Annotated in this window: 29 protein-coding genes and 1 pseudogene; 24 read left to right on the top strand and 6 right to left on the bottom strand. The window is 29.4% G+C overall.

The features are described 5' to 3' along the window. Positions 1–31 precede the first annotated feature (31 nt). Positions 32–1,729 carry a hypothetical protein gene (locus tag KPL44_RS20120; RefSeq protein WP_216253832.1) on the bottom strand — a complete coding sequence of 566 codons (1,698 nt, stop codon included), beginning with the start codon at positions 1,727–1,729 and terminating at the stop codon, positions 32–34. Positions 1,730–1,885: 156 nt separating this feature from the next. On the opposite strand from KPL44_RS20120, the gene KPL44_RS20115 reads away from it, so the two are divergent. The 21 genes and pseudogenes from KPL44_RS20115 (at position 1,886) to KPL44_RS20015 (ending at position 21,369) form a co-directional block, all read left to right on the top strand. Beyond that, complete coding sequence (locus KPL44_RS20115; protein WP_216253829.1) at positions 1,886–2,581, top strand: YveK family protein; 696 nt, start codon at positions 1,886–1,888, stop codon at positions 2,579–2,581. 12 nt (positions 2,582–2,593) lie between these two features. Next, positions 2,594–3,361, top strand: coding sequence for a tyrosine-protein phosphatase (locus KPL44_RS20110; RefSeq protein WP_216253826.1), 768 nt, complete (start codon positions 2,594–2,596; stop codon positions 3,359–3,361). A 27-nt stretch (positions 3,362–3,388) separates the two neighbouring features. After that, positions 3,389–4,093: a CpsD/CapB family tyrosine-protein kinase gene (locus KPL44_RS20105; RefSeq protein ID WP_216253823.1), complete on the top strand. Its 705-nt coding sequence runs from the start codon at positions 3,389–3,391 to the stop codon at positions 4,091–4,093. A gap of 65 nt (positions 4,094–4,158) precedes the next feature. Further along, on the top strand, positions 4,159–6,018 hold the full coding sequence (locus KPL44_RS20100; RefSeq protein WP_216253821.1) for a polysaccharide biosynthesis protein: 1,860 nt from the start codon (positions 4,159–4,161) through the stop codon (positions 6,016–6,018). Between the two features lie 141 nt (positions 6,019–6,159). Then, positions 6,160–6,798 carry a sugar transferase gene (locus tag KPL44_RS20095; RefSeq protein WP_216253818.1) on the top strand — a complete coding sequence of 213 codons (639 nt, stop codon included), beginning with the start codon at positions 6,160–6,162 and terminating at the stop codon, positions 6,796–6,798. 110 nt (positions 6,799–6,908) lie between these two features. Beyond that, positions 6,909–8,069: an NAD-dependent epimerase/dehydratase family protein gene (locus KPL44_RS20090; protein WP_216253801.1), complete on the top strand. Its 1,161-nt coding sequence runs from the start codon at positions 6,909–6,911 to the stop codon at positions 8,067–8,069. Positions 8,070–8,075: 6 nt separating this feature from the next. After that, entirely contained in the window at positions 8,076–9,086 is a 1,011-nt protein-coding gene (locus tag KPL44_RS20085) for a hypothetical protein (RefSeq protein ID WP_216253796.1), read from the top strand. Between the two features lie 54 nt (positions 9,087–9,140). Then, complete coding sequence (locus KPL44_RS20080; RefSeq protein ID WP_216253793.1) at positions 9,141–9,734, top strand: DapH/DapD/GlmU-related protein; 594 nt, start codon at positions 9,141–9,143, stop codon at positions 9,732–9,734. A gap of 7 nt (positions 9,735–9,741) precedes the next feature. Next, entirely contained in the window at positions 9,742–10,569 is an 828-nt protein-coding gene (locus KPL44_RS20075) for a glycosyltransferase family 2 protein (protein WP_253201863.1), read from the top strand. Positions 10,570–10,618: 49 nt separating this feature from the next. Beyond that, positions 10,619–11,482, top strand: a complete 864-nt coding sequence (locus KPL44_RS20070; RefSeq protein WP_216253790.1) for a glycosyltransferase family 2 protein — start codon at positions 10,619–10,621, stop codon at positions 11,480–11,482. Between the two features lie 118 nt (positions 11,483–11,600). Further along, entirely contained in the window at positions 11,601–12,782 is a 1,182-nt protein-coding gene (locus KPL44_RS20065) for an O-antigen polymerase (protein WP_216253788.1), read from the top strand. A gap of 59 nt (positions 12,783–12,841) precedes the next feature. Next, on the top strand, positions 12,842–13,831 hold the full coding sequence (locus tag KPL44_RS20060; RefSeq protein ID WP_216253785.1) for a glycosyltransferase family 2 protein: 990 nt from the start codon (positions 12,842–12,844) through the stop codon (positions 13,829–13,831). 72 nt (positions 13,832–13,903) lie between these two features. Next, a complete protein-coding gene (locus KPL44_RS20055; RefSeq protein ID WP_216253782.1) occupies positions 13,904–15,427 on the top strand; it encodes a lipopolysaccharide biosynthesis protein in 1,524 nt (507 codons plus the stop codon). 41 nt (positions 15,428–15,468) lie between these two features. Beyond that, entirely contained in the window at positions 15,469–16,371 is a 903-nt protein-coding gene (rfbA, locus tag KPL44_RS20050) for a glucose-1-phosphate thymidylyltransferase RfbA (protein ID WP_216253778.1), read from the top strand. Between the two features lie 18 nt (positions 16,372–16,389). Next, positions 16,390–16,959: a dTDP-4-dehydrorhamnose 3,5-epimerase gene (rfbC, locus tag KPL44_RS20045; protein ID WP_407935027.1), complete on the top strand. Its 570-nt coding sequence runs from the start codon at positions 16,390–16,392 to the stop codon at positions 16,957–16,959. A 2-nt stretch (positions 16,960–16,961) separates the two neighbouring features. Then, a complete protein-coding gene (gene rfbB, locus KPL44_RS20040; protein WP_216253771.1) occupies positions 16,962–18,017 on the top strand; it encodes a dTDP-glucose 4,6-dehydratase in 1,056 nt (351 codons plus the stop codon). Positions 18,018–18,225: 208 nt separating this feature from the next. After that, positions 18,226–18,960: pseudogene (locus tag KPL44_RS20035) on the top strand (Rpn family recombination-promoting nuclease/putative transposase); the annotation flags it as partial. A 247-nt stretch (positions 18,961–19,207) separates the two neighbouring features. After that, positions 19,208–19,417 (top strand): hypothetical protein, encoded by a 210-nt coding sequence (locus KPL44_RS20030; protein WP_216253769.1) that lies wholly within the window; start codon positions 19,208–19,210, stop codon positions 19,415–19,417. A 214-nt stretch (positions 19,418–19,631) separates the two neighbouring features. After that, positions 19,632–20,666 (top strand): acyltransferase family protein, encoded by a 1,035-nt coding sequence (locus KPL44_RS20025; RefSeq protein WP_216253767.1) that lies wholly within the window; start codon positions 19,632–19,634, stop codon positions 20,664–20,666. Positions 20,667–20,816: 150 nt separating this feature from the next. Further along, positions 20,817–21,035, top strand: a complete 219-nt coding sequence (locus KPL44_RS20020; RefSeq protein WP_216253764.1) for a UPF0175 family protein — start codon at positions 20,817–20,819, stop codon at positions 21,033–21,035. After that, positions 21,013–21,369 carry a DUF3368 domain-containing protein gene (locus tag KPL44_RS20015; protein WP_216253762.1) on the top strand — a complete coding sequence of 119 codons (357 nt, stop codon included), beginning with the start codon at positions 21,013–21,015 and terminating at the stop codon, positions 21,367–21,369. The genes KPL44_RS20020 and KPL44_RS20015 overlap by 23 nt, the downstream gene beginning before the upstream one ends. A 187-nt stretch (positions 21,370–21,556) precedes the next feature. On the opposite strand, the gene KPL44_RS20010 is transcribed toward KPL44_RS20015, so the two are convergent. The 5 genes from KPL44_RS20010 to KPL44_RS19990 all read right to left on the bottom strand — a co-directional run bounded on the left by KPL44_RS20010 (position 21,557) and on the right by KPL44_RS19990 (position 24,102). Next, positions 21,557–21,790, bottom strand: coding sequence for a DUF2922 domain-containing protein (locus KPL44_RS20010; RefSeq protein WP_071612291.1), 234 nt, complete (start codon positions 21,788–21,790; stop codon positions 21,557–21,559). Between the two features lie 63 nt (positions 21,791–21,853). Next, positions 21,854–22,081: a DUF1659 domain-containing protein gene (locus tag KPL44_RS20005; protein ID WP_216253759.1), complete on the bottom strand. Its 228-nt coding sequence runs from the start codon at positions 22,079–22,081 to the stop codon at positions 21,854–21,856. Between the two features lie 81 nt (positions 22,082–22,162). Then, entirely contained in the window at positions 22,163–22,696 is a 534-nt protein-coding gene (locus KPL44_RS20000) for a sigma-70 family RNA polymerase sigma factor (RefSeq protein ID WP_216253757.1), read from the bottom strand. 56 nt (positions 22,697–22,752) lie between these two features. After that, positions 22,753–23,817 carry a DnaD domain protein gene (locus KPL44_RS19995; protein ID WP_216253756.1) on the bottom strand — a complete coding sequence of 355 codons (1,065 nt, stop codon included), beginning with the start codon at positions 23,815–23,817 and terminating at the stop codon, positions 22,753–22,755. A gap of 15 nt (positions 23,818–23,832) precedes the next feature. Beyond that, a complete protein-coding gene (locus KPL44_RS19990; RefSeq protein WP_216253754.1) occupies positions 23,833–24,102 on the bottom strand; it encodes a helix-turn-helix transcriptional regulator in 270 nt (89 codons plus the stop codon). Positions 24,103–24,332: 230 nt separating this feature from the next. Here KPL44_RS19990 and KPL44_RS19985 point away from each other — a divergent pair, with 230 nt between their 5' ends. From KPL44_RS19985 to KPL44_RS19975, 3 genes are all read left to right on the top strand, one after another. Then, positions 24,333–24,806, top strand: coding sequence for a helix-turn-helix domain-containing protein (locus tag KPL44_RS19985; RefSeq protein WP_216253752.1), 474 nt, complete (start codon positions 24,333–24,335; stop codon positions 24,804–24,806). 22 nt (positions 24,807–24,828) lie between these two features. Continuing rightward, positions 24,829–25,263: an ImmA/IrrE family metallo-endopeptidase gene (locus tag KPL44_RS19980; protein WP_216253749.1), complete on the top strand. Its 435-nt coding sequence runs from the start codon at positions 24,829–24,831 to the stop codon at positions 25,261–25,263. A gap of 194 nt (positions 25,264–25,457) precedes the next feature. After that, positions 25,458–26,684, top strand: a complete 1,227-nt coding sequence (locus tag KPL44_RS19975; protein WP_216253747.1) for a hypothetical protein — start codon at positions 25,458–25,460, stop codon at positions 26,682–26,684. Positions 26,685–26,742: the final 58 nt, after the last annotated feature.

Genomic DNA, 26,742 nt, shown 5'->3' with positions numbered 1-26,742 from the left:
CTAGTCGTTTTTACGTTAAACCTTTGGGGTATTACATATTACTTGAGTCTACAGTTTTACCTGTAAGATTATTTATCCAATTTCCTGAGAAATTTTTAACATAAATATCTCCACCAGTAACTATCGCATTACTAATTTCGGCACTATTAGCTGAATTGTTAGCATATTCAAGGGTATAAGATTTAGTTCCTATTAAAACAGTTCCGGCAGGCATACCGTTTAAATCAGTCGAAGTATAAGCTGATTTTTTATTATACTGAATGCCTAATCTTGAACTTTCAGTTTTGTATAAGCTTGTTACTGTTACATATACATAACCACCCGCTTGTGCTAATGGCTCAGAGGTAGTTATTGTAGATCTATATTGGTTTGAATTTATAGTTCCGGATCCTATTGTCTTTTGAGAAAAAGCATCTGAATATATAGTTATCTTGTCACCATCTGTGAACAGATAATTTTTTAAAGTTACAACATCTAAGGTTCCTACTGGATTGTTTGAAATCGTGATTGCATCTGAACTAACAGGCAGTGTAGAAACTGGTATTGATGATTGTGCTGGTTGACCATCTGCTGTAACTGCGACAGTATATTTTCCAGTGTTTAAATTATTGTTTAAAAGGCCTGAAGGTTGTTTTAGAGCGCTAAAATAATAAGTGCCTGCTTTTAAGGAAACAGATTGCGACCATGTTTTAGGAGTTGCATCCGATCCATAACGAATGCGCGATGAGAATATTTGATTGCCGTCACTATCTGCTAAGTTTGCATTTACTTCATAAATTGAGGAAATCATTTTTAAAGTAATTTCTCCATCTATTGGAAGAATTATTTTATAGGTGTTTTGGTCATCATTACATGCTATAAATCCAATGATAGTATTAGAATTTAGATTTAATGGTTGAGCAGTTAAGGTACCATTATTAGGCTCTACATCATCGCTATATACAGGGGTATAATTAACTGCAAGAGTATACTTACCTGTATTTGAATTATTGTTTAATAGGCTAGTGCCTTGTTTTAAAACACTTATATAATAAGTTCCTGCTTTCAAATCAATAAGTTGTGTCCATGTCTTTGGAGATTGTTCAGATCCCGAACCTACGTAATTAGAAAATATTTGCTTGCCATCATTATCATTTAAATTTAAATTTACTCCGTATATTGATGAAAGCATTTTGACATCAATTCTGCCAGAGAGTGGGAGTGTAAATTTATACGTATCCTGGTCATCATTGGCGGATATAAATCCTGTGAGTGGATCCGAATTTAAAGTTAATGGTTGCGCAGTTAGTGGACCATTGTTAGGTTCTACATCGTTTGTATTAACCCCTGTAAAATTAACTCCAAGACTATAGTTTACAGTATCTGAAACATATTTTATAACAGTAAAATAATAAGTACCTGCGCTTAAATCAATAGGCAAGGACCATGTTGTAGATGAATTACCATTTCCTAAACTTGGATAATAAGATAATACTTGCTTGCCACTATCATCCTTTAAATTTAAATTTATTTTATTATTTGATGTAATCATTTTGATATTGAGTTTACCATCCGTGGGAAGTATGATTTTGTATATATCTTGGTCATTAGATGAGACAATGTCGCTAGTAACCGTGCTACCCAGTGTAAGAGTTTGAGTAATAGCTGCATGGGCAATATTAGTTGGTACTATAATTTGCACTATTAGGAATACTAATATAAATAATGATGTAATAATTTTTTTACGCAATTTGAATCCCCCTTAAATGTAGTGATCTTTTTATTAAACCCTACATGTATAATTCAACATAGATGCCTATTTTCCTTTTTTAGAAGGGATTATTTACCTCACAAGTAAATAATGATATAATATGGACATATGAACTTTTACTGGGGGGAACTGTAGATGAATGAAGAAATAAATATTAGTATTGAAGATTATTTAACAATAATAAAAGAACGATTATTGTTAATAGGTACCATAACGCTTGCTACTGTAATAATTGCAGGTATATTAAGCTTTTTTGTTATAAAACCAACATACGAAGCAAGCACAAGTATAATAGTAGGTAAGCCACAGGCTACCACTAATCAATCAGCACAACTAAATAGTGATATAACTATGTATCAAAATTTACTTATAACATATAGCGAAATTGCTAAGTCTGATTTAGTAGCTCGAGGTGCCCTTGATGAATTAAAGGGTAATTTAACAATAGATCAGATTAAAGCTGGCGTTACTGTCACTCCAAAAACCGGAACTCAAATTTTAATGATTACAGCTAAGGGTAAAGACCCAGAAGAGGTGTTTAAGACTGTAAATGCTATTTCAACCTCTTTTGTAGAATCTACAAAGAAGGTTTATCCTACAGGTGGAGATATACAAGTAATGGATAAGGCCGTTATTCCTTTAAATCCTATTAGCCCTAACAAGAAATTAAACTTGGTTATTGGTCTTTTTTTAGGGTTAATGCTTTCACTTGGAGTTGTGTTTCTACTTGAATACATGGATAACACTATAAAAACCGAAAGCGATGTAGAAAAATACTTAGGGTTACCAGTCCTTGGAGTAATACCTAGAATAATAGAAGATAAAAAGTAAGAAGGCGATGGAATGATTGATATACATAGTCATATACTCCCAGGTATTGATGATGGCTCAAAGGATATGGAAATGAGCATTAAGATGCTAAAGATGGCAGAAGAAAAAGGCACCAAAACTATAGTAGCCACTCCTCATTATATAAGGGGTAGATACGAAAATCATTATGAAAAGATTTTTAACGTGTATCAAGAAGTGAAGCTTGTCTCTAAAAATGCAGGCTTAAAGATAGAAGTACTACTAGGACAAGAAGTTATGCTAGATAAGTATGCACTAAATTTGTGCAAAGAGAAAAAAATTAAAGGAATAAATGAAACGAGTTATATGCTTATTGAATTTCCAATGGATAAATTACCAAATGATGCTCTAGATCTAATTTATGAGCTAAGGGTTCTGGGTATTAAACCTATACTTGCACATCCAGAAAGATATGAATACATAATAGAATCGCTTCCTGCTATAAATGATTTTATAGATGAGGGATGTTTGTTTCAGATTAATACTGGAAGTTTGCAAGGCTTATTTGGGAAAAAAGTTCAAAAGTGTGCCAAGTTACTTGTTAAAGAGGGTTTGGTAAATTTTATTGCGTCAGATGCACATTCTATAAATAGAAGATGCCCTGGCCTTAACGAGGGATTTAGAGAAGCGACATTTTTAGATAGGGATATAGAGAAAAAGGTATCTAGTAATTTAGAACTTATGTTATTAGATAAGGACATAGAAGCAAATATGGAGAAAATAAAGAAAAAGAAAAGTATTTTTCAGATATTCAAACATTAAAAATAATTAGTAAAGGTAGTGAATCAAATGAAAGAATTAGATTTAATAACATTTAAGGAACCTAACTCACCAATGTCAGAGGCATATAGAACTCTTAGGACTAATATTCAGTTCTCCTCTTTTGATAAAAAAATTAAAACATTACTTCTAACTAGTTCAGGACCAGGAGAAGGAAAAACTACAACTTCTTCAAATTTGGCTATGGTTATGGCTCAAGGTGGCAATAAGACTTTATTAATAGATTGTGACCAAAGAAAACCACAAGTACATAAGGTTTTTGGATTTTCTAACGAAAAGGGTTTATCTAACATGCTGGTAAATGATGCGGATGATGGTAAAGTAAATATAAATATAGGCATTCATGAGACAGTACAACCAAACCTTCATGTTTTAACTTCAGGTACAAGACCACCAAACCCCGCGGAACTTTTAGGATCAGCTAAAATGAAAAATTTCATCGAGGAGTTAAAGAAAACATATGATTATATAATTTTAGATACTCCTCCAATAATATTAGTTACAGATGCACAAATTTTAGCTCAGTATACAGATGGATGCCTCCTAGTTGTATCTTCAAAGGAAGCAGAACGTGATGCAGCTGTAAAAGCCAAGGGACTACTTGAAAAGGTAAATGCTAAAATATTGGGTATAGTACTTAATAAAGTGGATCTTAAAAAGAAAGGTTACTATAACTATGAGTATAAGTATGGTGAAACCATCAAAGGTGAGTAGATCAGAAAAAAGCAAAATAATAAGAAATTTAATATTATCTATAATTTGATAAAGTGAGGGATTCTATGAAAGTTTTAGGAAAATGGAAATTACCAATATTGATGTTAAGCGATGCAGTTTTAATAAATTTAGCATATATATTAGCTTTCTTTTTTATATATAATTATAAAAATTTCAGATTTTATTCAAGTAGTTACAAAGAAATAGCATTAATTGTAACAGTTATTTACATAACTTGTTTTTATATTTTTAAGCTTTACGAAAGTCTTTGGAGATATGCAAGTATTGATGAATTTATGCTTATTATTGGTGCGTGCCTTACTTCTAATATTGTGATGATTGCTTTTGTTAGAATTATTGGACATTCATTCGCTTATGGAGTAAGTATAATAGCTTGTGCTTTTAGTATTATTTTTATAGTCGGTTTTAGAATGTCATTTAGAGTTTACGGTAGATTTGAAAGTATGATAAATTGTAATGCCAGTAAAATTGTTCAATCAAGAGTAATGATAATTGGTGCCGGATCGGCTGCAGCTATGGTTATAAAAGAAATGAAAAGTAGTAGTCAGAGTAAATACATGCCAATAGCTGTAATTGATGATGAAGTCTATAAAAAAGGAAATAATATTGCTGGAGTAAAGGTACTTGGAAATCGAAAAGATATTCCTAAAATAGTAATAGAAAAGAACATAGAAACAATACTTATAGCTATTCCAACAATAGATGACGAAGATAAAAAAGAAATACTCGAGATATGTAAGAAAACGAATTGTAAAATAGAAATTATTCCAGGTATGTATGAAATAATAAATGGTAAAGTTTCATTAAATCAAATTCGAAAAGTTGAGATCGAGGATTTATTAGGACGTAAAGCAGTAAAGCTCGATATGCAAGGCATAACAAGTTATATAACTAATAAAACAATACTGGTAACAGGTGGCGGTGGGTCAATTGGTTCAGAACTCTGTCGTCAAATTATAAAGTTTAATCCAAAACAATTAATTGTATTTGATATATATGAAAACAATGCTTACGACCTACAAATGGAACTTGAGTATAAGTATCCAAAATTAGATTTATTGGTGCTTATAGGATCAGTTAGAGATAAGGATAGGCTGGAAGATGTTTTTAAAAAATATTCACCAAATATAGTTTTCCATGCTGCGGCGCATAAACATGTCCCACTAATGGAAAATAGCCCAATGGAGGCTATAAAAAACAATGTATTTGGAACATATAATGTAGCTGAATGTGCTCATAAATTTAATGTAGAAAGATTTGTTATGATATCTACAGACAAAGCGGTAAACCCAACAAATGTTATGGGTGCAACTAAAAGAATGTGTGAAATGATTATACAATCAATGGATAAAATAAGTAAAACACATTTTGTAGCAGTAAGATTTGGAAATGTACTAGGAAGTAATGGGTCAGTTATACCACTATTTAAAAAACAAATAGAACATGGTGGACCAGTTACACTTACTCATAAAGATATAACAAGATTTTTTATGACAATACCCGAAGCTGCACAATTAGTGCTTCAATCTGGAGCGTATGCACAAGGTGGAGAAATATTCGTGTTAGATATGGGAAAGCCTGTTAAAATATATGATTTGGCATGGGATTTAATAAAACTTTCAGGTTTTGTTCCAGATAAAGACATAAAGATTGAAGTCACGGGACTAAGGCCGGGAGAAAAGCTTTATGAAGAGCTCTTAATGAGTGAAGAAGGACTTACAAACACTAAACATGAAAAAATATTTATAGGAAAACCAACATTTACTGATTTAAGTGTAATGAAAGAGAAAATGTTGGAGCTCGCAGTGATTATTGAGAAAGATGATGTACAACTGTTAATTGAAAAAATAGGAGAAATAGTTCCTACATACAATAGAACTTTGGCAGAGTCGGCTATGGAGTAGCCGCGTCTGCGTCGCAGCCATAGTCGGCTGTTTCACAGCCGTAATCATCTGCTTCGCAACTGTAGGCGTCTACTTCGTAGCGTGATCAGCTGTGAAACAATTAACATTACAGGATAAAAATGATTTAGGGGGGGCGGTATTATGAAAAAATTTCTAAATGTTATTGTTAGTTTAGTATTATTGGTATTATTATCGCCATTATTTATTATTGTAGGGGTAATAATAAAGTTGAATTCAAAAGGTCCAGTCTTTTTTACTCAGGTGAGAATAGGTAAAAACAATGAATTATTTAAATTTTATAAGTTTAGGACAATGAAGGTGGGAACTCCAAATGTTGCAACAGACAAATTAGATAAATCAAAAAGTTATGTAACGACAAGTGGGAAGATTCTACGTAAAACAAGTATGGATGAACTTCCACAAATAATCAACATTATTAAAGGGGATATGGTACTTGTAGGACCAAGACCTGCTTTATATAATCAGTATGAACTTAAGGAGTTAAGAACAAAGGTAGGAGTTCATACACTGCGTCCAGGAATTACAGGGTGGGCTCAAATTAATGGTCGAGATAATAACGATGATCATGAGAAAACAAGGCATGACGCATATTATCTAAACAATAAGTCGCTTAAATTAGATGCATTAATAATATTTAGAACTGTGTTTAAGGTTTTAAGAGCAGAAGGAATCCTTGAAGGTTCAATAATCAAGGCAAGAGATGAAGAAATAAGTCAAGAGAGAAGCCAAGCTAATAGGCATGAAGATTTATCAGTATAAATGTGAGGTGATATAAACAAATATAGGAGAGACAACATTTAAATCTACAGGATATGCATAAAACGAATGAAAAATTAAAAATGAAAATACTAGGAAGGAAGCTTTTAATTATGAAAAGAGTACTTGTTACAGGTGGTTCAGGTTTTATAGGAAATGCAATTGTTGAAAATATAAATAAAAAATATGAGGTTGTTGTTTTAGATAATTTTTCACCACAGATTCATGGAGATAATTATAAAGAATCCTATTTATATCAAAATATAAAAGACAAATGTAAAGTAATAAAAGGTGATGTTCGTAACTCTGAAGATTTAAAAGAAGCGTTAGAAGGTGTGGATTATATTATACATCTTGCTGCTGAAACAGGGACAGGCCAATCGATGTATGAAATTAATAGATATACCGATGTTAATATCAAGGGTACATCTAATTTGTTAGAAGTCATATTAAAGAATAAGTTTCCTATTAAAAAAATAATACTTTCTTCATCACGTTCTGTTTATGGAGAAGGGATGTATTGTTGCATAAAACATGGGATTGTTGTTCCTAAATCAAGAGATATAGATGATATGAAGGGTGGAGATTTTGAAGCAAAATGTCCTGTATGCGGCGGAGAAGTAGAACTAAGAAATACAACAGAAGAGTGTCCTTTAACGCCTATTTCTTTTTATGCATATACGAAACTTGCACAGGAAAAAATGCTTGAGGTAATGTGTCCTACAATGAATATACCATATACTATCTTTAGATATCAAAACGTGTATGGAGCAGGTCAGTCACTTAACAATCCATATACAGGTATCCTTTCAATATTCTCTAAGTTGTTATTAAAAAATCAGAACTTGAATATTTTTGAGGATGGTAAAGAAAGTAGGGACTTTGTTCATGTCAGTGATGTTGCAGCTATCACTTGTAACGCACTTGAGAATGTTGCTACGAACTACCAGCATATTAATGTAGGTACTGGAGAAAAAATTTCTGTTATGCAATTAGCAGAGACTTTTAAAAAATTATATAGCTCAAATTCAGAAATAATCGTTTCAGGAGATTTTAGAAAAGGAGATATTAGGCATAATATTGCAGATACAAATAGAGCTAAAATCTTATGTGAGTTTAAACCTGAATATACATTTGAAAAAGGCATGGAAGAATTTACATCATGGGTAAAAAAGCAAAATAAAGAAAAAGGTTTAGAAAAATCAGATGATCTTTTTGAGCATTCTATAGATGAAATGAAAGAAACTGGAATGTTAATTCAGGCTAAGAGGTAAATTACGATGAACAATAAAAAGGTGTTGTACATAGGTACTCCAATATTTAATTACCATGAGAAGATTGTTTCAGAATTTGAAAAGCAGGGTTATTTCGTTGATTATTATAATGATAGACCAAGTGAAAGCTCTTTTGTTAAAGGACTTATTAAAATTAAAAAAAGTTTAATGAGTTCTCTAATTCAAAGATATTTTGACAAGATTATGTCTGAAACAAAAGAAGAAAAATATGATTTAGTATTCATCATAAACTGTAAAGTATTTACTCCAGTAATGATTAAACAGTTAAGAGAAAGCCAAAAGTCAGCAAGATTTGTTTTATATATGTGGGATTCGCTTACACTATATCCAAACAGTAAAAAACTGATTCCAATATTCGATAAGTCATATTCTTTTGATTTAGATGACTGCGATAGCATTGATAATCTTTATTTTATGCCACTATTTTATTGTAAAGAATATGAAGAAGTAGGAAAAGAAAATGCTCAAGAAAGAAAATACGACATTGTAAGCGTATGTACAGCTCATCCTAACCGTTATAAAAGAATGAACGAGTTGTTTCCAAAGCTTGAGTCAAAAGGTATCCGTGTATTTTCGTATATGTTTTTGAATAAGCTACAGTTCGTGTACAATAAGATGTTTGTACCAGAATTCAAAGGTGCAAAGAGCGGTGAATTTAAATTTATACCTTTATCTGAACAAGAAAATATAGATGTTCTTAAGAAATCTAACACTGTGTTTGATATGCAACATAATAGGCAAAGTGGTTTGACTATGAGAACTATTGAAACTCTTGGTGCCAAAAGAAAGATGATCACGACTAATACAAATATAAGAAAATATGATTTTTATAATGAAAATAATATATTTGTTATGGACAAGTATAGCTTGGAAGAGATAGAACAGTTTATTAAACATAAGTATGAACCTATAAGTGAGGATATATATACAAAATATAGTTTACATAGTTGGATAGCAACAATTATAAATGAGGAAGACAATAATTATTTTAGATAAGTTAGTGTGAAATAATGCTGTAGTACTAATAGCAATGATATAGGGAGGCAGTCAATGGAAAATAAGTATTCATTATCAGAAACTATATCAACAGCATATGCTTTGGTTGCTACAAAGATGTTTTATAAAGGTGCAAGATTAATTAGAAGACCCTTCTATTGCAGGGGTAAAGTTCGGTTACAATTTGATATAGGTCTTACTACTGGTCATAATTGCAGATTTGATTTGCTTGGAGACGCGAATGATAATTCAAAAAAACTTTTTATCGGAAAAAACTGCAAACTTGGAGATAATGTTCATATAGTGGCAAATGAAAAAGTCATAATAGGTGATAATTGTTTGATGGCTTCAAAGATATTTATAAGTGATACAAGTCATGGAGATTATTCTAATACATCAATCGATTCATCACCAGATGTTCCACCAGATGAGAGACCACTTTATATGAAACCCGTTAGTATTGGAAATAATGTTTGGATTGGTGAGAATGTCTGTATTTTGCTAGGAGTGAATATTGGAAATGGTTGCATAATTGCAGCAAATTCAGTGGTAAATAGGGATGTACCTGATAACTGTATTGTTGCAGGGACTCCAGCTAAAGTAAGAAAAAGATATAAATCTGATACTGGTACTTGGGAAAAAATCTAATTATTGAATGGCGAAAGATTACATGGCAAGGGAGATGAATTTAATTAATATATCTGTTGTAATTCCTATGTATAATAGTAAAGATACAATTATTAATGCACTAAATTCTATTAAAAATCAAACAGCATTTGAACAAATACTTGAGATTATAGTTATTAATGATGGGTCGATAGATAATTCATTAAATATAGTTAAAAAATACATAGAAGATAATGAAGATATGCCAATTGTCATTATTAATAAACCTAATGGGAGAGTTTCAGCTGCAAGGAATTCAGGTATGAAGGTTGCTAAAGGTGAGTGGATAGCTCTCCTTGATTCAGATGATGAGTGGTTACCTGAAAAAATTGAAATACAGCTAAAAACTATACAGGAGCATCCTGAAATAGATTTTTTAGGTGGTGATATTGATAATAGAGGACTAAAAATATTGTGGAAAAGGATTAAAGGTTTGTATAAAGCGGATGTAAAGGATGTATGCTTAAAAATGTTTCCACAAACATCAGTAGCAATTTTTAAGAAAAATATTTTTGAAAAAATAGGTGGATATGATGAGAAGCAAAGCTACGCTGAAGATGGTAATTATTTTTTAAAAATATGTACTCATTATAATTATTATCATTTACCGGTACAAATGGTTTGTTATGGTGGTGGTAAACCAGGATTTGGATTTAGTGGATTATCTGCTAATTTAAAAAAAATGTATGAAGGTAATATAAAAAATATTAAAGAATTAAAAAGAGATTTAGTAATTAGTAGTGGGTTTTATGCATTTTTGAGAGTGTTTTATTGGGTTAAATACATAAGAAGAATTTTAATAACAAAATTGCGTTGAATATTTCACTTTATAAGTTGATTTTCACCTAAACGGGAGGATAGCAAACATGAGTCATGTTGAAATTTCGGTTATTACAGTTAGCTATAATAATTTACAGATACTTATTGATTGTATAGAGTCGATATATAAATTCAATGATATAGGAAACAAATTGGAAGTTATTGTTGTAGATAATAGTCCGGAGAGTAATATTTTTGATTATATCCAACAAAAATATACAGAGGTTAAGATTGTAAAGAATGACAATAATGGGTTTGGTGAAGCTAATAATGTTGGGGTCACATTTGCAAAAGGAAAATACTTGTTGTTTCTTAATCCCGATACCATACTAATAGAACCTATATTTAAATTCGCAATTGATAAGTTTGAACAGGATAAGGAGTTAGGTGGATTTGGTGTAAAGTTGGTTGACCTCAAATATAATAGAAATACTTCATTTCAGTATATTGATAAATGCGGATTTATAGATAATCAAATTATCAAACTGTGTAGGAAATTGGATCTCTTCATTGATGGTAAGATGTGCATAATTGGGGCTGATATTTTTATGAATAAAGAGGTATTTTATGATTGTGGTATGTTCGATGAAAATATTTTCATGTATAGTGAGGAAGCAGATTTGGCTAGGCGAATTAAGTGCCTAAAAAAGAAAATGGCTTATTTTAAAGAAAAAAGTATAATTCATTTGGAAGGGAAAACTGTAAGCAATAAACAAATCGATTTAGAAAGAAGAATGGAGTCCCAAAAATATTATTGTGGTAAGTATGGGCTTAATTTTAAAAAGATGATTAATAGTCAAATTAGATATAACTATTTTAAAATGATAATCTATAAAGTTACACATAGTAAAAAATATGGAATCTGTAAAAATAACATAAATCTAATGAAGGAGTTTTGCAAAGAAAAGTAGTTGGATGATATAGATATTTAATTTATAAATGGAAAATGTGCAGAAAGATATGATTATTAGTTTAATAGTTATGGAATGAAAGTTCAAATATAAAAAGTCAAAGTAGGGTGAGGTAAGTATGATTAATCCTTTTTATGTATCAATAACATCATTTATAGTAGTTATTTTAACATTTTCTTTGAAGTGGTCAGGATATTATAATAATTTAGATGCAAAATTATATTTATTCATATTGCTTATTAATTTATTTAATTTAATTATGGGTCATATTTTTAAAGGAGAGTTTAAATTTGAAAAGAAAATTAAAAGAAATAATAGAATAAACAAAATCATTATTTTTATTTATGTAGCTTATTTAATTAACTATATATATGCAGGACAAATACCGATAATAAATGGTTTATTTGGAGTAGGAATTTCTTATAGATATTTAAAGATGATACCAACATTTTATCCTTTACTAATGTCAATAAATACATTTTATATAATTTATGTATTTTACCAATATATTTCTTTTAAGGATAAAAAAGATTTTAAATATATTATAGTTTTATTAATTCCACTTTTATTTAGTATGGGGCGTGGAGGATTTGTTGTGATAGCATTATCATGTGTATTACTTTACTGTTCTAGTAAGAAGATTAAGTTTAAGATAAAAAATTTAATTACATTAATGATAGTATTATCAATTAGCTTATATGCTTTTGGATATGTAGGAAACCTAAGAAATCAATCAGAATTTCAAAGCAAGACTGAAAAAAGTAATGAAATACTTAATTCAGGTTCTGCTACAGAAAAGTTTAGAAAATCAATTATTCCTAACGAATATTTTTGGACATATATTTATGTTGCAAGCCCAATAGCAAATCTAAATAATATTATTAATAATCAATTTGCAGGAGGTAATCTAAGGGAATTTATAGTTTACAATTTTTTTCCCCAATCAATGCAAAAGAAATTAATTGATATGGATAAAATCGTAATGTATCGTGGAATGTATTTAATTAATTACACATTTAATGTATCTACTGCATATTCAATTTCGTATATCGAATTTGGTTGGATGGGTATTTTAGGGTATCTAATTATTTATTGGTTAATGTTTCTTATTGGATTTCTAATAGTGCGAGGTTCACAATACAAGACTATATTTTTATGCTTATATTCAACTGTTGGGGTATTATCACTTTTTGATAATATGATAATGCTTGATGGAATAGCTATACCTATAATGTTATGTTTAATATTTTCATTAATTAACAGAAGAAGAAATAGAAGTATTAAATATAGTAACATATGATAAGGAAAAAAAATATCAGTCTCTAATTTAGTATTATAATACAAAAGAAGGAGGATAAAATGAAAATTAGTGTTATTGTACCTGTTTATAATAGTGAAAAGTATATTAAAAAATGTATTGAAAGTATAATTAATCAATCTTATAGGGATATTGAGATTGTTTTTATAAATGACGGATCAACTGATGGAAGTCTTAATATTATTCAGAAATATAAAAAATTGGATAATAGAATAAAAGTGATTAATCAATCTAACAGCGGTGTGAGTGCAGCAAGGAATAATGGTATTAAAAATTCTATAGGTGATTATATAACTTTTGTCGATAGTGATGATTATATTGATTCAAAAATGATTGATAAATGTGCTGAATCATTAAAAAATACAGATCTATTAATATCAGGATTTACATATGAATTTAAAGATAAAAATGAAGACAAAACATATGAGTCATCTTTTATTTGCAATTCTAAAGAATTTGTCCAAAACTATTTTATGGAATCATTTGAAAAATTATTATTATATGGACCATATAATAAATTATACAAGAGAACTATTATTAACAAGTATGACATAAAGTTTGATGAGGATTATTCAATTTGTGAAGATGCAATGTTTGTATTTGATTATTTGTTAAAGTGTGAGAAAATTTCAGGGATAACTGAAAATTTTTATTACTATGTACAGCATGATCAGAGCTTAATTAGCAAATATAATAGTAATGCATTTGATGCAACTTGGAAATTATATAATAAAATAATAAAATTTTTAAATGCAAATAATAGTGAAATCAAAAATATTAATATTGTAAATTACAGTTATGAGCATAGATTTCTAGGCTGTATGGATTCGGTATATAGAAAATCAAATTTAACTATTAGAGAAAAATATTCTATTTTAAAGATTTACACATTAGAAGATAGATTTCAAAAGTTACTGATAAAATGTAAGGAAAAATCAATTAAGCACTGGTTAATTAAATTCTTATTAGAAAAGAAAAAAATTTACTTATTTCATTTATTATGTTTATTAAAATATAGGAATACTAAATAGTTTTTATGGTGCAATAAAAAGATTAATATTAAAATCGTTTTAATAAATAGTAAGCTAGAAAGGAAAAATAAATTGAGATCAAGAGAATCAATAGTAAATGCAGTAGTATCAATAATTATGTATATAATAACAATACTAATCGGGTTTATATCACAAGCTATTTTTATAAAAACATTAGGAAATCAGTATCTTGGATTAAATGGATTATTCGGAAACATTATTTCGATATTAGCTATAGTTGAGTTAGGTTTTGGATCTGCGATTATCTATAATTTATATAGACCTTTAGCAGAAAATGATAAAGAAAGTATAAAATCAATAATGAAGTATTATAAAAAAATATATAGAATAATTGCATTTATTGTTTTTATTCTTGGACTTTGCATTCTTCCTTTTTTAAATATTATTGTTGGGGAAATATCGATAATTGAGAATATACGTTTTATATTTATTTTATACCTAATGGATACAGTTTTCTCATATTTCTTATCATACAAGCGTTCTATATTTTATGCAGATCAAAAAACATATGTAATTAATATAGTTCATATTGCATATCTAATATTAATAAATGCCTTACAGATATCATTGCTGTTGATCTATAAGAATTATGTAGCATATCTAATTATAAAGATAATCTGTAGAATTATTGAGAATCTAACCATAACAATTTTAGCAAATAAAAGATATAGCTTTTTGAAAGAAAAAAATATACAACCTCTAAATTCTTTTATAAGAGATAATATTATAAAAAAGGTTAAAGGCTTATTTTTTCATCAAATTGGGTCAGCTGTTGTACTAGGAACTGACAATATTATTATATCGATGACGTTAGGGGTTGTAACCGTTGGATTATATTCAAATTACAATATGATTATCTTAGCTGTAAATAGTTTGTTTTCTCAAGCGTTTAACTCAATTACTGCTACAGTCGGTAATTTATTAATAGAGGATGATTCTATACAAGCATATAGAGTATATAAAAACATGTTATTACTTAATTCTTGGATATTCACCTTCGTTTCGATATCCGTTTTATGTATGGTAGAGCCGTTTATAACTTTGTGGATTGGAACAAGCTATATACTTCCGAAATTTGTATTAATCGTTCTTGTTATCAACTTATATATAGTTGGAATGAGAGCTACGTGTATTACATTTAAAAATGCAGCTGGAATATTTTATGAAGATAGATTTATTCCTATTGTTGAATCATTATTAAATATAGTATTTTCTCTACTATTTGTTAAATTTTTTGGCCTTGCGGGAGTATTTATGGGAACAATAGTAAGTAGTTTCCCATTATATTTTTATAGTTATCCTAAATTTGTTTATGGAGTAATATTAAAAAAGAGCAAAATTCAATTTGCTGAGGATTACCTGAAGTACATTATAGTTACATTTATAAGTGCATTGCCAACATTTTTGATAACAGAACTTATTCGTTTTAACAGTGCATGTGTGCAATTATTATTTAATGGGATAATATGTTTAATAATACCAAATATAATATGTTACATATTCTTCCATGGAACTGAAGAATATCAGTATTGCAAGGGTCTGATTATTGGTATTCTCGGAAAAACAAAAAAGTAAAATATTAGGGGCAAAATTTTAAATTTATAAGGAGGAAAAACATGAAAGGTATTATCCTAGCCGGAGGTTCCGGCACAAGACTCTACCCAGTGACAAAAGCAGTATCAAAACAGATACTCCCAATTTATGACAAACCGATGATATATTATCCATTATCTGTATTGATGCTTGCAGGGATAAGAGAGATATTAATTATTTCAACTCCTAGAGATGTAGTTACATTTGAAGAGTTGCTAGGTGATGGAAGTGATATAGGTCTTAAATTACAATATGCTGTTCAAGAAGAACCAAGAGGACTTGCAGATGCATTTATTATTGGAGAAGATTTTATAGGCAGCGATAAGGTAGCTTTAGTGCTTGGAGATAATATTTTCCATGGGTATGGTTTTACTGAAAGATTAAAAAGAGTTTCAGAAAGAGAAGGAGCTACTATTTTTGGTTACCATGTGAGCAATCCAACTGAATTTGGTGTTGTTGAATTTGATGAAAATAATAATGTAGTATCTATAGAGGAAAAACCTTTAAAACCTAAATCTAATTATGCGGTTCCTGGTCTATATTTTTATGATAATAATGTAATAGAAATAGCGAAAAATGTTAAACCATCAGCAAGGGGAGAAATAGAAATAACAGCAGTAAATAACGAATATTTAAGGTTAGGTAAACTAAAGGTTGAGCTTTTTGGTAGAGGAATGGCATGGCTTGATACGGGAACTCATAGAGGACTCTTAGATGCAGCTAACTTTGTTGAAGCAATACAAACTAGGCAAGGTTTATATGTAGCTTGTATAGAAGAGATAGCTTATAAAAGTGGTTTTATAAACAGAGAGCAACTTTTAAAATTAGCAGAGCCTTTAATGAAATCAGAATATGGTAAGTATCTAGTGCAGATTGCTGATGATTACAATGGAGCTAATTTAGGAGCGGCAGCTGTAATAGAATAATTAATGGAGGTGTTAGATTTGTTTAATTTTATAGAAACTAAGATAGACGGTGTATACGTAATTGAACCTAAAGTTTTTGGGGACAATAGGGGATATTTTATGGAAACCTACAACAAAAATGATTTTTTTGAAGCTGGACTTAAAATGGAGTTTGTTCAAGATAATGAATCAAAGTCTAAAAAAGGTGTACTCCGAGGACTTCATTTTCAAACTAAACATACTCAAGGTAAATTAGTCCGCGTTACAAAGGGACAAGTCTTTGATGTAGCAGTAGATTTAAGAAAAGGTTCAGCTACCTTTGGTAAATGGGAAGGAGTAATCCTTACAGACGAAAACAAAAAGCAGTTTTATGTTCCAGAAGGATTTGCACATGGGTTTTTAGTTCTTTCTGACGTGGCTGTATTTAATTATAAATGCACAGATTATTATGCCCCAGAATATGATAGTGGTGTATTATGGAATGATGAAGATATAGCTATAAAGTGGCCACTAGATGGCATAGAGGAAATTTTATTATCAGACAAGGATAAAATACAAAAAGGATTAAAAGATTTAGAAATATCATTTGAATATAAGGGGAGTAAGTAAATATGAAAACTTATTTAGTAACAGGTGGAGCTGGGTTTATAGGCGCAAATTTCATTCATTACATGTTAAATAAATATTCAGATATAAAAATTATAAATCTAGACAAATTAACTTATGCAGGAAATTTAGAGAATTTAAAAGATGTAGAAACTAATTGTAATTATACTTTTGCTTGCGGAGATATATGTGATAAAGAACTGGCAGAAAAATTATTCGAAGATAATGATATTGATTATGTTGTAAATTTTGCAGCAGAATCACATGTAGATAGAAGTATAAAAGATCCGGAAATATTTGTTAAGACAAATGTCTTAGGTACAGTAAATATTTTAAATGTTGCTAAAAATTCCTGGGAAATATCCGGTGGTTTTAAAGAAGGTAAAAAGTTTATGCAAGTATCCACTGATGAAGTGTACGGATCACTTGGAGGTAGTGGGTTCTTCCTTGAAACTACACCACTTGATCCACACAGTCCTTACTCTTCAAGTAAAACTGGTGCAGATCTAATGGTAAAAGCTTATTTTGATACGTATAAAATGCCTGTAAATACAACTAGGTGTTCAAACAATTATGGACCATACCAATTTCCAGAAAAATTAATACCATTACTAATAAACAACTGCTTAAATCATAAGGATCTACCAGTATACGGTGATGGAATGAACATAAGAGATTGGTTATATGTAGAAGACCATTGCAAAGCAATAGACATGGTTATTAACGGTGGTAGATTGGGTGAAGTTTATAATATAGGTGGACACAATGAGAGAGCTAATATACAAATAGTTAAAACTATTATAAGTTATTTAAATGAAAATGTAGATAAAGAAATAACAGAAAAATTAATAAGTTATGTTGAAGATAGATTAGGTCATGACAAGAGATATGGAATAGATCCAACTAAGATAAAAGAAGAGCTTGGATGGTATCCAGAAACTACTTTTGAAGTAGGAATAAAAAAGACAATAAAATGGAATTTAGACAATAAAGAGTGGATGGATAATATCACGTCTGGTGAATACCAAAATTATTATGATAATATGTACCAAAATAAATAAATAGTGCCACCCACATGGCAAGTGGCATGTTGGGTATAACTAAAGTGGAAGCTACTGAAATTTATAGAGATATAATTTTGGTGGTTTTTTTGTTGCTAAAGTGTTTGTTGCATGGCAATATTTTAATGATTTAAAAGTGGTGTAAGGGAAAATTAATATGATATAATGAAATTAATTAGTAAATTACAGAATTACAAGGAAGTGAATAAAGAACTTATTTATTCATGTAAAGGTACAAAGCTATAGTAGTGGACATGAAATTTTTGGAGAAAGAATGTTTAGATATTTTTACCTAATATGGGATAAATTTAGATATAAAAATAACGATGAGTCAGAAATAGTGGCGGCAGCAATATATACTTATAAAGGTGAGCGAGGAAAAGATAAAAGATACGTTTATAAATTACCTGAAATGGAAAACGAGATACTAATATATAATTTCAAAACTATTGATGTAGAGAAAATAAAACTTGAAAAAATTAGTAATGATAATCCGTTGAAATTAGTTTTTAAAATGGCAAAAAGTTTATTAGAAACAAATGCAATAGATGAAGATATATGTGAGGTAAAAATAAAATTAGCACAGGAATTAAGAAGTTATGATAAAGTTAAAAATAATAATCAAATAAAAGCATTAGTAGATTTTTTAGAGTATTTATTTTTAATTGAAAATCCTGAGTTAGAAAAGAAATATGAAAAATATAAAAAGGAAAATGGAGGTGCATTTAAATTGAGTATAGACGAGATTAGAAAGTTGCACTACAAGGAAGAAGGAAGAGAAGAAGAGAGAGAAAAAGCTAAAGAAGAAAGAATAAGTATAGCAACGGAAATGCTATTAGAAGGAGAACCAATTGAGAAGATTAAAAAATATTCTAAATTAAGTGAAGATGAAATAATAAAATTAAAAAACAAATTATCTAATGGATTGCAATCATCACATTAGCAACCAACAAACTGATTCGCTACGCTACATTCATTTATTGGAAAGGGACATCTAAAGCGAATTTAGAAGCGCACAAGTTGGGGTGAACTGGGAGAGTTGGTTTAAGAATAGAAACGAAAAAACTTGGCTATAGCCAATTTAGAAAACTACCAAAATACATGGTGATGCATTTTGGTAGTTTTTTTGTTGTGAAAAATGTAGTTCCACGACATTGATAGAAGATTCATTATAATGTTTATAAAAATGAATGTCTAAAAATATAAAAGATGATACACTGTGGCTATCTCAAAAGTTGATAGGGGAGTTATTTGAAGTTGAAGCATATACTATAAATTATCACATAAAAGAAATTTATAAAAGCAAAGAGCTTGATGAAATACCAACTACTCGAAATTTTCGAGTAGTTCAAAAAGAAAGAAATAGAGATGTTGCAAGAGATGTTGTTTTTATAATTTAGATATGATTATAGCAGTTGAATATAGAGTTAATTCAAGGAGATTATCAATATTTTATTGATAATAATGGGAATTGGGTGGAACCTTAAGGAAAAGCGCTAATATTACAATATGACAAGAAATATAGCTGGTAAATCATTTTAAGCTATTTGATGTTCTTCTCTTTTATATGATAATATGTCGAATAAACTGTTATTATGGGAGGAACAAATTAATATGGAAAAAAAGAGACTGAATTGGATTGATATGGCGAAGGGATTTGCAATGATTTTGGTTATGTTTGGGCATGCGCCTATTTTGCTGCCTATTCAGGCAGAAGTATATACATTTCATGTACCATTATTTTTCTTTATGTCAGGATATTTATTTTCAAATATAAAATATAATAATTTCTCAGCATTTTTTAAAAAGAGGATTATAACTATAGGTATACCGTATTTTTGTTTTTCTTTTATTGAGTATATCTATTTTTTTGTATTCAATAACAAACAAAACGTTAGTCCTTTAAAATCATTTATTGGAACACTCATACCATTAAGATATGACAATGGTACTTTGCATAATGGAACACTGTGGTTTATAACTTGTTTGTTTATGTGTGAGATGATATTTTTCTTAATAGTTAAATGGACTAAAAATGATAAAAGAAAGATTATCACATGTTTAGTAGTTAGCGCAATTATTGGAGGTATCTACAACACGTATATTGGAAAGCCATTACCTTGGAGCTTGGATGTAGCATTTATTGCTGTAGTATTTTATGGTATAGGTTATTTAATAAAAGTGATGGAAAACAAGGTGAGTAAACTTGTGAGTATAAAATACTTAGTTGGATTCTTGATTATTAATGTAATTATAGGACATTTGAATGTTCGTTATATGAATGCTCGCGTGGATATGTCTGCTATTACATATGGTAATTACTTCTTATTCTTTGGGTCAGCTATTAGTGGAATTATGGCATCATTAATTTTTTGCAGATTATTACCAAAATCAAAATTACTAATATATATAGGTAAAAACAGTATAATATTTTTTGCGTTTCATCAAATGATACTATATCCAATCATCGATAAATTAATAACACATATTAGCTTTTTAACTAGTGAGAAATCATACATAGTCACATTAAATGGCATAATACATGTTGGGGTAACTTTAATAGTTATGATACCAATTATTTATGTAATTAACAATTATATGCCATTCATATTAGGTAAAAGATTTTTAAAGAAAGGTGCTAAATTATGATTGTTATTTACGCGAAATGAAGCAGGTAAAATGTGTTTGTATTATCTCCACGACATTTATAGAATATTCTTGTAATGTTTAGGTAAATAGTGCATAAGGTAAGAAAAGAGGATATAATATAATAAAAATGATTTAAAGTGAGGTGTTAATATGAATACGCAACCAACTACGTTTGAAGTAACTTTACCAGAGGAACTTATTCCTTTTTTAAATAAAATTTCTGGCGATTCTATAGACCAAAAGGTTAGGGTAGCTTTTGCACTAAATTTATTTACTAATAAAACAGTAACATTAGAAAAATCAGCAGAACTTTCTGGGTTATCACTTTTGGATTTCATGGATGTACTTGAAAAACAAGGAATTATATGATGCTATTGAAAAAGGGCATATTAAAATATATCATGTAAAAGATGAATTGTTTATAAATAGATTTATGGGGAAATTGCATAGAGGTGAATTAGAAGTAATAGCAGGTGCTAAAGAGCTAAAGTTAGATTATTTACTAATTGATGAAAGATCAGCAAGAAGTTTAGCAGAGGCTTTAATGTTAGAACCTACAGGGCTTTTGGGCATTTTGAAATTTGCTAAATTATCAGGTGTAATTGGAGCGTTAAAACCATATTTAGATGGGTTAATAGAAAACAATTATAGAATCTCTAAAAAACTATATAATGGTATTTTGTTAGATGTGGGAGAAATATAACAAAATACCATTAGAGATAACTACTGAAAATTATAGAGATATAATTTTGGTAGTTCTTGTAATAAAAGTCTTTGTACTGAATTATGCTTGTTGTTTACGCGAAATTAATTGCAAAAAAATCCGGTAATCATAATGTCTTTATGATTTGCCGGATTTTTAGTGGATTTTGGAATTACATTACTGTTATTTAAGCTACTTTAATTGTATTTGTATCAGTAGTAACTATTTTAGCGTCTTTCTTGCCAGTTAAGTCACCACTAGTTGATAAAAAGATGTTTTTAGCGATAACTAAATCCATAAGAGCATTTACTTCAGCTTCTGTTATAGTAGGTCCCTTATCATCAGCTTTGATGTCATCTACACTTAACGTAAAATACTTACCCTCAATAGTAGTTAAAAATCTCATAACTAATTTATTCATATAATTTTTCCTCCTTTAAATTGTTGAATTTTGTTTTTTGAATTTTAAGCTTCTTATTTAAACTTACTTTTCTGTAACTAAGCTATACTGATCTTGTCTATCTATCCCAACCAATGGATAAGTTTTGATCTTAGAGATAGCTTGTCCTACTGCGAAAATGTCAGCATCCACTGCATCAACTTTTACGTTACCTAGGCTTTTTGTGGCAAATTCATCTTTGCCATTGACGTCTATGCCTGTTTTCATTGTAAGTTTTAAAACACTTGCTACTTTTGTTGATATAACTGCCATGTTTAATCACTCCTTTTATTTTGTTTTCACTTAATATATATGATGTTTTTCTTATTTGTGCGGAGTTTTAAAAATATATATTTACATAATTGCCTTTAATTTTTCAAGGGCTTTTTTCTTAATCCTTAAATATTGATAATAACTTTTATCAGAAGTAGCTGCTATCTCTGTAAGAGAGTGTCCCATAATATAAAACCTCTCTAATATATAACGTTCAAAAGGTTCAAGGGTATTAAGGGCAACATATAACTTTTCAACCTCAGCATATGCTATTACTTCATCCTCTAAGGTAAATTCATAATGCACCTCTGCATCAAAATCTATCATATTACTATTTGGGACTTCGCGGAAATGTTTTATTTCTCCTTTTAAGAGTGCTTTAAGGTTCATCTTTATAGCATTAATGCAATACCCGTTAAAGCTGTTGCTGCCTAGTTTATATAATGATATAGCTTTTATTACTGACAAATACCCGTGTTGAATTAGGTCTTCATTGGTATAGCCTGGAATATGATATTTTGATGATTCTTTGAATACAAGGTATTTAAACTTTCCGATTATAAGTTCTGTAGCTTCGCTGTCACCGTTTTTAGCCTTTTCAACTAGTTTTTCCATAATTAAAGCACCACCTTCTAATTTTTTATTTAAGGTTTATTAAATATAATAATTTATTAAGCTAGACCAAGTAATTGTTTTTCTAAAAGATCAAAATCATATGTTCTCTGTTCGTAGTCACAAAAGCTACCACTTTTCACAGAGTGAGATCCACTATTAATGCTGCTACTACTGTTATTACTATTCCATTTTTTCTGATAAGTAACAACCTCCTTAGCAGTTTTTATGCCTTTGCTTATCCAGCTATTGATAATACTCGAGATATATTTGATATTTTTTGCATTATAATTAACGGCCTCTGTTATAGCCATAATTATGACTTCATCACTTACGTGTTTTGTAAAATCTAATATTTTTTCATACACTAGTGGTGTGATAGCATGTATGTTTTCTTCGAATATTTTAATTATACTTTTTATACCAACCGCCGTAGCAGCAGGATTTTCTAGTTTAGCTATTACTACTTCTTCTTCTTCTTTGTTTATTATTCTTTGCTCTTTAATTATTAATCCTTCTTCTTTACTTCTTATTCTATTACTTGGCATATGCTTGGTAGACCCTATCAAGGGGGTATCAAGGGACTTAATAATTGTGTTTTCATTTGATTCATCAGATGTATCCTTAATAATTATATTATTACTTGGGTCTTCTGAATGATCTTGCTTTATAGGACTTAGATCATTTATATCAGTTGGTATAACGTTTACAATAAGACCTTTGAAAATATTATTTACATCTAAGCCGGCAGCTTCATATTTTTCATATAATATTTTAAGTAATACCTTATTTTTGATTTTCAATAGCTCCTTTGATATGCCAATAACGGCATTATTATTATTTGGAATATTGTATTTAATCCAATTTAATACCATAATTTCATTGGTTTCCGTGCAGTATAAAATTTTTTTATAATCACAAAACTTTTTAAGCAGCTCAGCCACAAGTACTTTGTCATATCCTGTTTCTAGTGAAATTAATCGAGGAGAAATTTGAAATATTCCACACTGTGTAGATTTTGTATTCGTTAGAAGATATAGATAAAAAAGTTTTTCCTGTGAATCTAGTTCAAGCACAAACGTATCGCTCCAAAATTCCGTATAAATTTGTCTATATTTAGCCATTATTTATTCCTCCATTTAATTAATTATTGTTATTTTTTTATTGTTAAAATTACTTATGATTTTACCAGTTGGAGGGAATATATATTCCATGTTTACTCCAAAAGCATTTGCTATTGATCTCCTACTTGAGTGATTTGGATAACTTTTACCCTTTTCCCAGAGCCAATAATTTTTATTAGTTGTAAAACATTTTAGTCCGGCTTGCCTTTGGCCCCATCCATTTATTACTCTTAAAACTTCCATCTTTTTATACCAAGTAAGGTTATTAAAAGTTTCTGATATCATTTTTATACCCCCTAAAACTTTATAACGACGTGTATTAACTTCTTTAATTTAATATACCATAGAATAAATTACCTGTAAAACCCATAACGACGTCATTTAACGACAAATAGCCCTATAAGTAGTTATTATCCATTATTTACATTTATTTACTCTAATTATCTTCAATTTATTGACATATTAACGTCATTGACGTATAATTTCTTCATAATATTATTATTGGAGGAATATTTATGGTTTTATCTAAAAAAGAAGTTGGTTTATTAATAAACAAAGCGCGTAAGCACAAATCCAAAATAATTGGTGGGAAATATACTCAAAGCATGTTAGCAGTGGATTTAGAACTTTCAAGAGGATATATTGGTGATCTTGAGAATGGTAGAATCTACCCAAACTATGTTCTTTTAAATAAAATTGCAGAAAAGTGTGAAGTTCCTTTAGGCTTTTTTGTAGATGAGGAGAAATCAGATATAGATATTACTAAAACTGAGGATGAAGAAATAATTAAAAGTCCTTTAGCAGATAAATCCACATCAGACTTTGCTGAGATAACGGATGTAAAAGAGGCTATGGATATTATTCTATCGCAATCAGGACTTATGTTAAATGGAGAGATGTTATCAAAGGAAAGCAAAATAGCTTTAGCAAACGCTATACAAATGGGAATTGCTTATGCAGAAAAAATACAAAATCAAGAAAACAAATAATACTTTTATTTAGGGGGAGCTAATGAATTTTATTAAAGATACTGTTTCATCTCTTTTTATAGTCTATGGTACTTTAAATCCGTTTGAACTATGTGAACATCTCAACATAAAAATTATAATAAGTAATCTAGGGAATGAAATAAAAGGATTTTTCCAGAGAACACATGGGTATGAAATGATTCACATAAATTCTGAAATTGAAGAGCATGAAATGAAATATGTTTGTGCGCATGAACTTGGTCATGCAATTCTGCATAGCAATATGTCTATAAGTTATTTTATTGAAAATCCATTGCAAGTTAAAAACAAATTTGAGATTCAAGCAGATAAATTTGCTGCTGAAATTCTAATCAATTATGAGATTAAAGATCAAGGATATGATGAATTAGATATTGAGCAAATTAGCTCTTTAATTTGCGTTCCTACAAAATTAATAAAATATAAATTAAATATATAGAAAAAATAGGAATGCATTTATATAATCATATTCTTAGGTTTTAAAAAAAATTCATTTTTAGGATAAAATGTGTTATTATGTAACTGTTAACAATATAAAATAGTAAATGCTATTTTTGTAAATTAACAATACAATAGCTTTTATTAAATTTATATTTAAATGCATAAAAATATAAAAATAGGGGTGATCTATTAATGAAAAAATTTAAAAGTATTATGATGATGGGATTTGTGTTATTGACAGTTACGCTGTCAAAACCAGTAATGGCAATGGAGCTAAGTAGTTTTACCGATGTTCCAAATTTCTCTGTGGTAATAGGAGACAGTATGTATACGTTAGAGTATGCAAATGATTTAAACAATGCAGGTTTAATTAATGATGCAGTAGTTAAAAATAAAGGTGATATTTTTATAAAAACAGATGATAGCGGTTGGATAAAAAATAGTAATAGTACACAAGTGAGTAAAGATTCTGTAAATATTTCGACTATTAGATATAATAATGGTCAAGAAATTGTAGCTTCAGTACCAGTAACCTCAAAAATTACTAAAATTCAAGTTAATCCTACTATAACGAAGACTGGGACAAACACAGCTACCTTTACGTACAAAATACTAGATCAGAACGGATTAGATATTACTAAAACTATTCCAGCTTCAGATATTTACGGAAGTGTATCTGTAGGCTCAATCATAGTTGTAGATCCGACAACAGGAACAGGTACAATAACATTTAATTCTTCTTTTGATATTAGTACATCAATTGTTATTACATTAGTGAACAAAAATGGAGTAATTGGAACCTCTGCACCTTCAAAAATTGCTGGATTTTCTATTAATCAAATTACAAAAAAGACTGGAATGTATACAGCTACTTTTGAATACAAAGTATTCAATCCAGCGAATGAGGATATAACTAAAACTGTTCCAGCTTCACAGTTAACTGCAACTGCATCTGATAAGTCAAGTATAGTTTTAGACCCGTTAACATCAACAGGTACAATAACATATAATTCTACTAGTAATATGGGTACCCCAATGAATATTACATTAAAGGACTTATTAACTGGCGTTACTGCAAGTTCAGTCATGGTATCCCCTGTGATTGAAACTAACGCTTCAAAAGTCGATAAAATTATTGTGACTTCAAAAGTACTAGCAGTTATTGGAAATAAAGGTTATGCATCATTTGCTATATATGACCAATATGGGAATGACATTACCAATACATCACTTGGTAATAATGTAACATTCCAGAGTAATATTGGTCAAGTTCAAATTAAAAATGGTTCGCTTACAATAACAGCAAATGCTGGAATTGATTTAAGTACGATTAGATCCGTTGTAATAACCGGCTTTGACTCGATTAGTAAAGTTACAACAAGTGCTACATTAACTGTTGCTACTCAAGTTAAATCATAAATAATAGTTGCAAGTGGAAATAACGATGGATTAGTAAAAATACCCTTCCTTACAATTT

It is taken from the genome of Clostridium sp. DSM 17811 (genome assembly GCF_018861905.1).
Taxonomy (GTDB): Bacteria; Bacillota; Clostridia; order Clostridiales; family Clostridiaceae; genus Clostridium_AD; species Clostridium_AD frigoriphilum.
Note: the sequence above shows the minus strand (reverse complement) of the source record. Positions and strands in the feature narration are given on the sequence as shown.

Coding starts and splice junctions, on each gene's coding strand:
- KPL44_RS20100 (WP_216253821.1), top strand. CDS start 4,159: ATGAAAGTTTTAGGAAAATGGAAATTACCAATATTGATGTTAAGCGAT.
- KPL44_RS20030 (WP_216253769.1), top strand. CDS start 19,208: ATGTCTAAAAATATAAAAGATGATACACTGTGGCTATCTCAAAAGTTG.
- KPL44_RS19985 (WP_216253752.1), top strand. CDS start 24,333: ATGGTTTTATCTAAAAAAGAAGTTGGTTTATTAATAAACAAAGCGCGT.
- KPL44_RS20105 (WP_216253823.1), top strand. CDS start 3,389: ATGAAAGAATTAGATTTAATAACATTTAAGGAACCTAACTCACCAATG.
- KPL44_RS20080 (WP_216253793.1), top strand. CDS start 9,141: ATGGAAAATAAGTATTCATTATCAGAAACTATATCAACAGCATATGCT.
- KPL44_RS20085 (WP_216253796.1), top strand. CDS start 8,076: ATGAACAATAAAAAGGTGTTGTACATAGGTACTCCAATATTTAATTAC.
- KPL44_RS20025 (WP_216253767.1), top strand. CDS start 19,632: ATGGAAAAAAAGAGACTGAATTGGATTGATATGGCGAAGGGATTTGCA.
- rfbA (WP_216253778.1), top strand. CDS start 15,469: ATGAAAGGTATTATCCTAGCCGGAGGTTCCGGCACAAGACTCTACCCA.
- KPL44_RS20090 (WP_216253801.1), top strand. CDS start 6,909: ATGAAAAGAGTACTTGTTACAGGTGGTTCAGGTTTTATAGGAAATGCA.
- KPL44_RS19995 (WP_216253756.1), bottom strand. CDS start 23,817: ATGGCTAAATATAGACAAATTTATACGGAATTTTGGAGCGATACGTTT.
- KPL44_RS20095 (WP_216253818.1), top strand. CDS start 6,160: ATGAAAAAATTTCTAAATGTTATTGTTAGTTTAGTATTATTGGTATTA.
- KPL44_RS20070 (WP_216253790.1), top strand. CDS start 10,619: ATGAGTCATGTTGAAATTTCGGTTATTACAGTTAGCTATAATAATTTA.
- KPL44_RS20075 (WP_253201863.1), top strand. CDS start 9,742: ATGGCGAAAGATTACATGGCAAGGGAGATGAATTTAATTAATATATCT.
- KPL44_RS20110 (WP_216253826.1), top strand. CDS start 2,594: ATGATTGATATACATAGTCATATACTCCCAGGTATTGATGATGGCTCA.
- KPL44_RS19990 (WP_216253754.1), bottom strand. CDS start 24,102: ATGATATCAGAAACTTTTAATAACCTTACTTGGTATAAAAAGATGGAA.
- KPL44_RS20010 (WP_071612291.1), bottom strand. CDS start 21,790: ATGAATAAATTAGTTATGAGATTTTTAACTACTATTGAGGGTAAGTAT.
- KPL44_RS20065 (WP_216253788.1), top strand. CDS start 11,601: ATGATTAATCCTTTTTATGTATCAATAACATCATTTATAGTAGTTATT.
- KPL44_RS20000 (WP_216253757.1), bottom strand. CDS start 22,696: ATGGAAAAACTAGTTGAAAAGGCTAAAAACGGTGACAGCGAAGCTACA.
- KPL44_RS20020 (WP_216253764.1), top strand. CDS start 20,817: ATGAATACGCAACCAACTACGTTTGAAGTAACTTTACCAGAGGAACTT.
- rfbB (WP_216253771.1), top strand. CDS start 16,962: ATGAAAACTTATTTAGTAACAGGTGGAGCTGGGTTTATAGGCGCAAAT.
- KPL44_RS20115 (WP_216253829.1), top strand. CDS start 1,886: ATGAATGAAGAAATAAATATTAGTATTGAAGATTATTTAACAATAATA.
- KPL44_RS19975 (WP_216253747.1), top strand. CDS start 25,458: ATGAAAAAATTTAAAAGTATTATGATGATGGGATTTGTGTTATTGACA.
- KPL44_RS19980 (WP_216253749.1), top strand. CDS start 24,829: ATGAATTTTATTAAAGATACTGTTTCATCTCTTTTTATAGTCTATGGT.
- KPL44_RS20005 (WP_216253759.1), bottom strand. CDS start 22,081: ATGGCAGTTATATCAACAAAAGTAGCAAGTGTTTTAAAACTTACAATG.
- KPL44_RS20060 (WP_216253785.1), top strand. CDS start 12,842: ATGAAAATTAGTGTTATTGTACCTGTTTATAATAGTGAAAAGTATATT.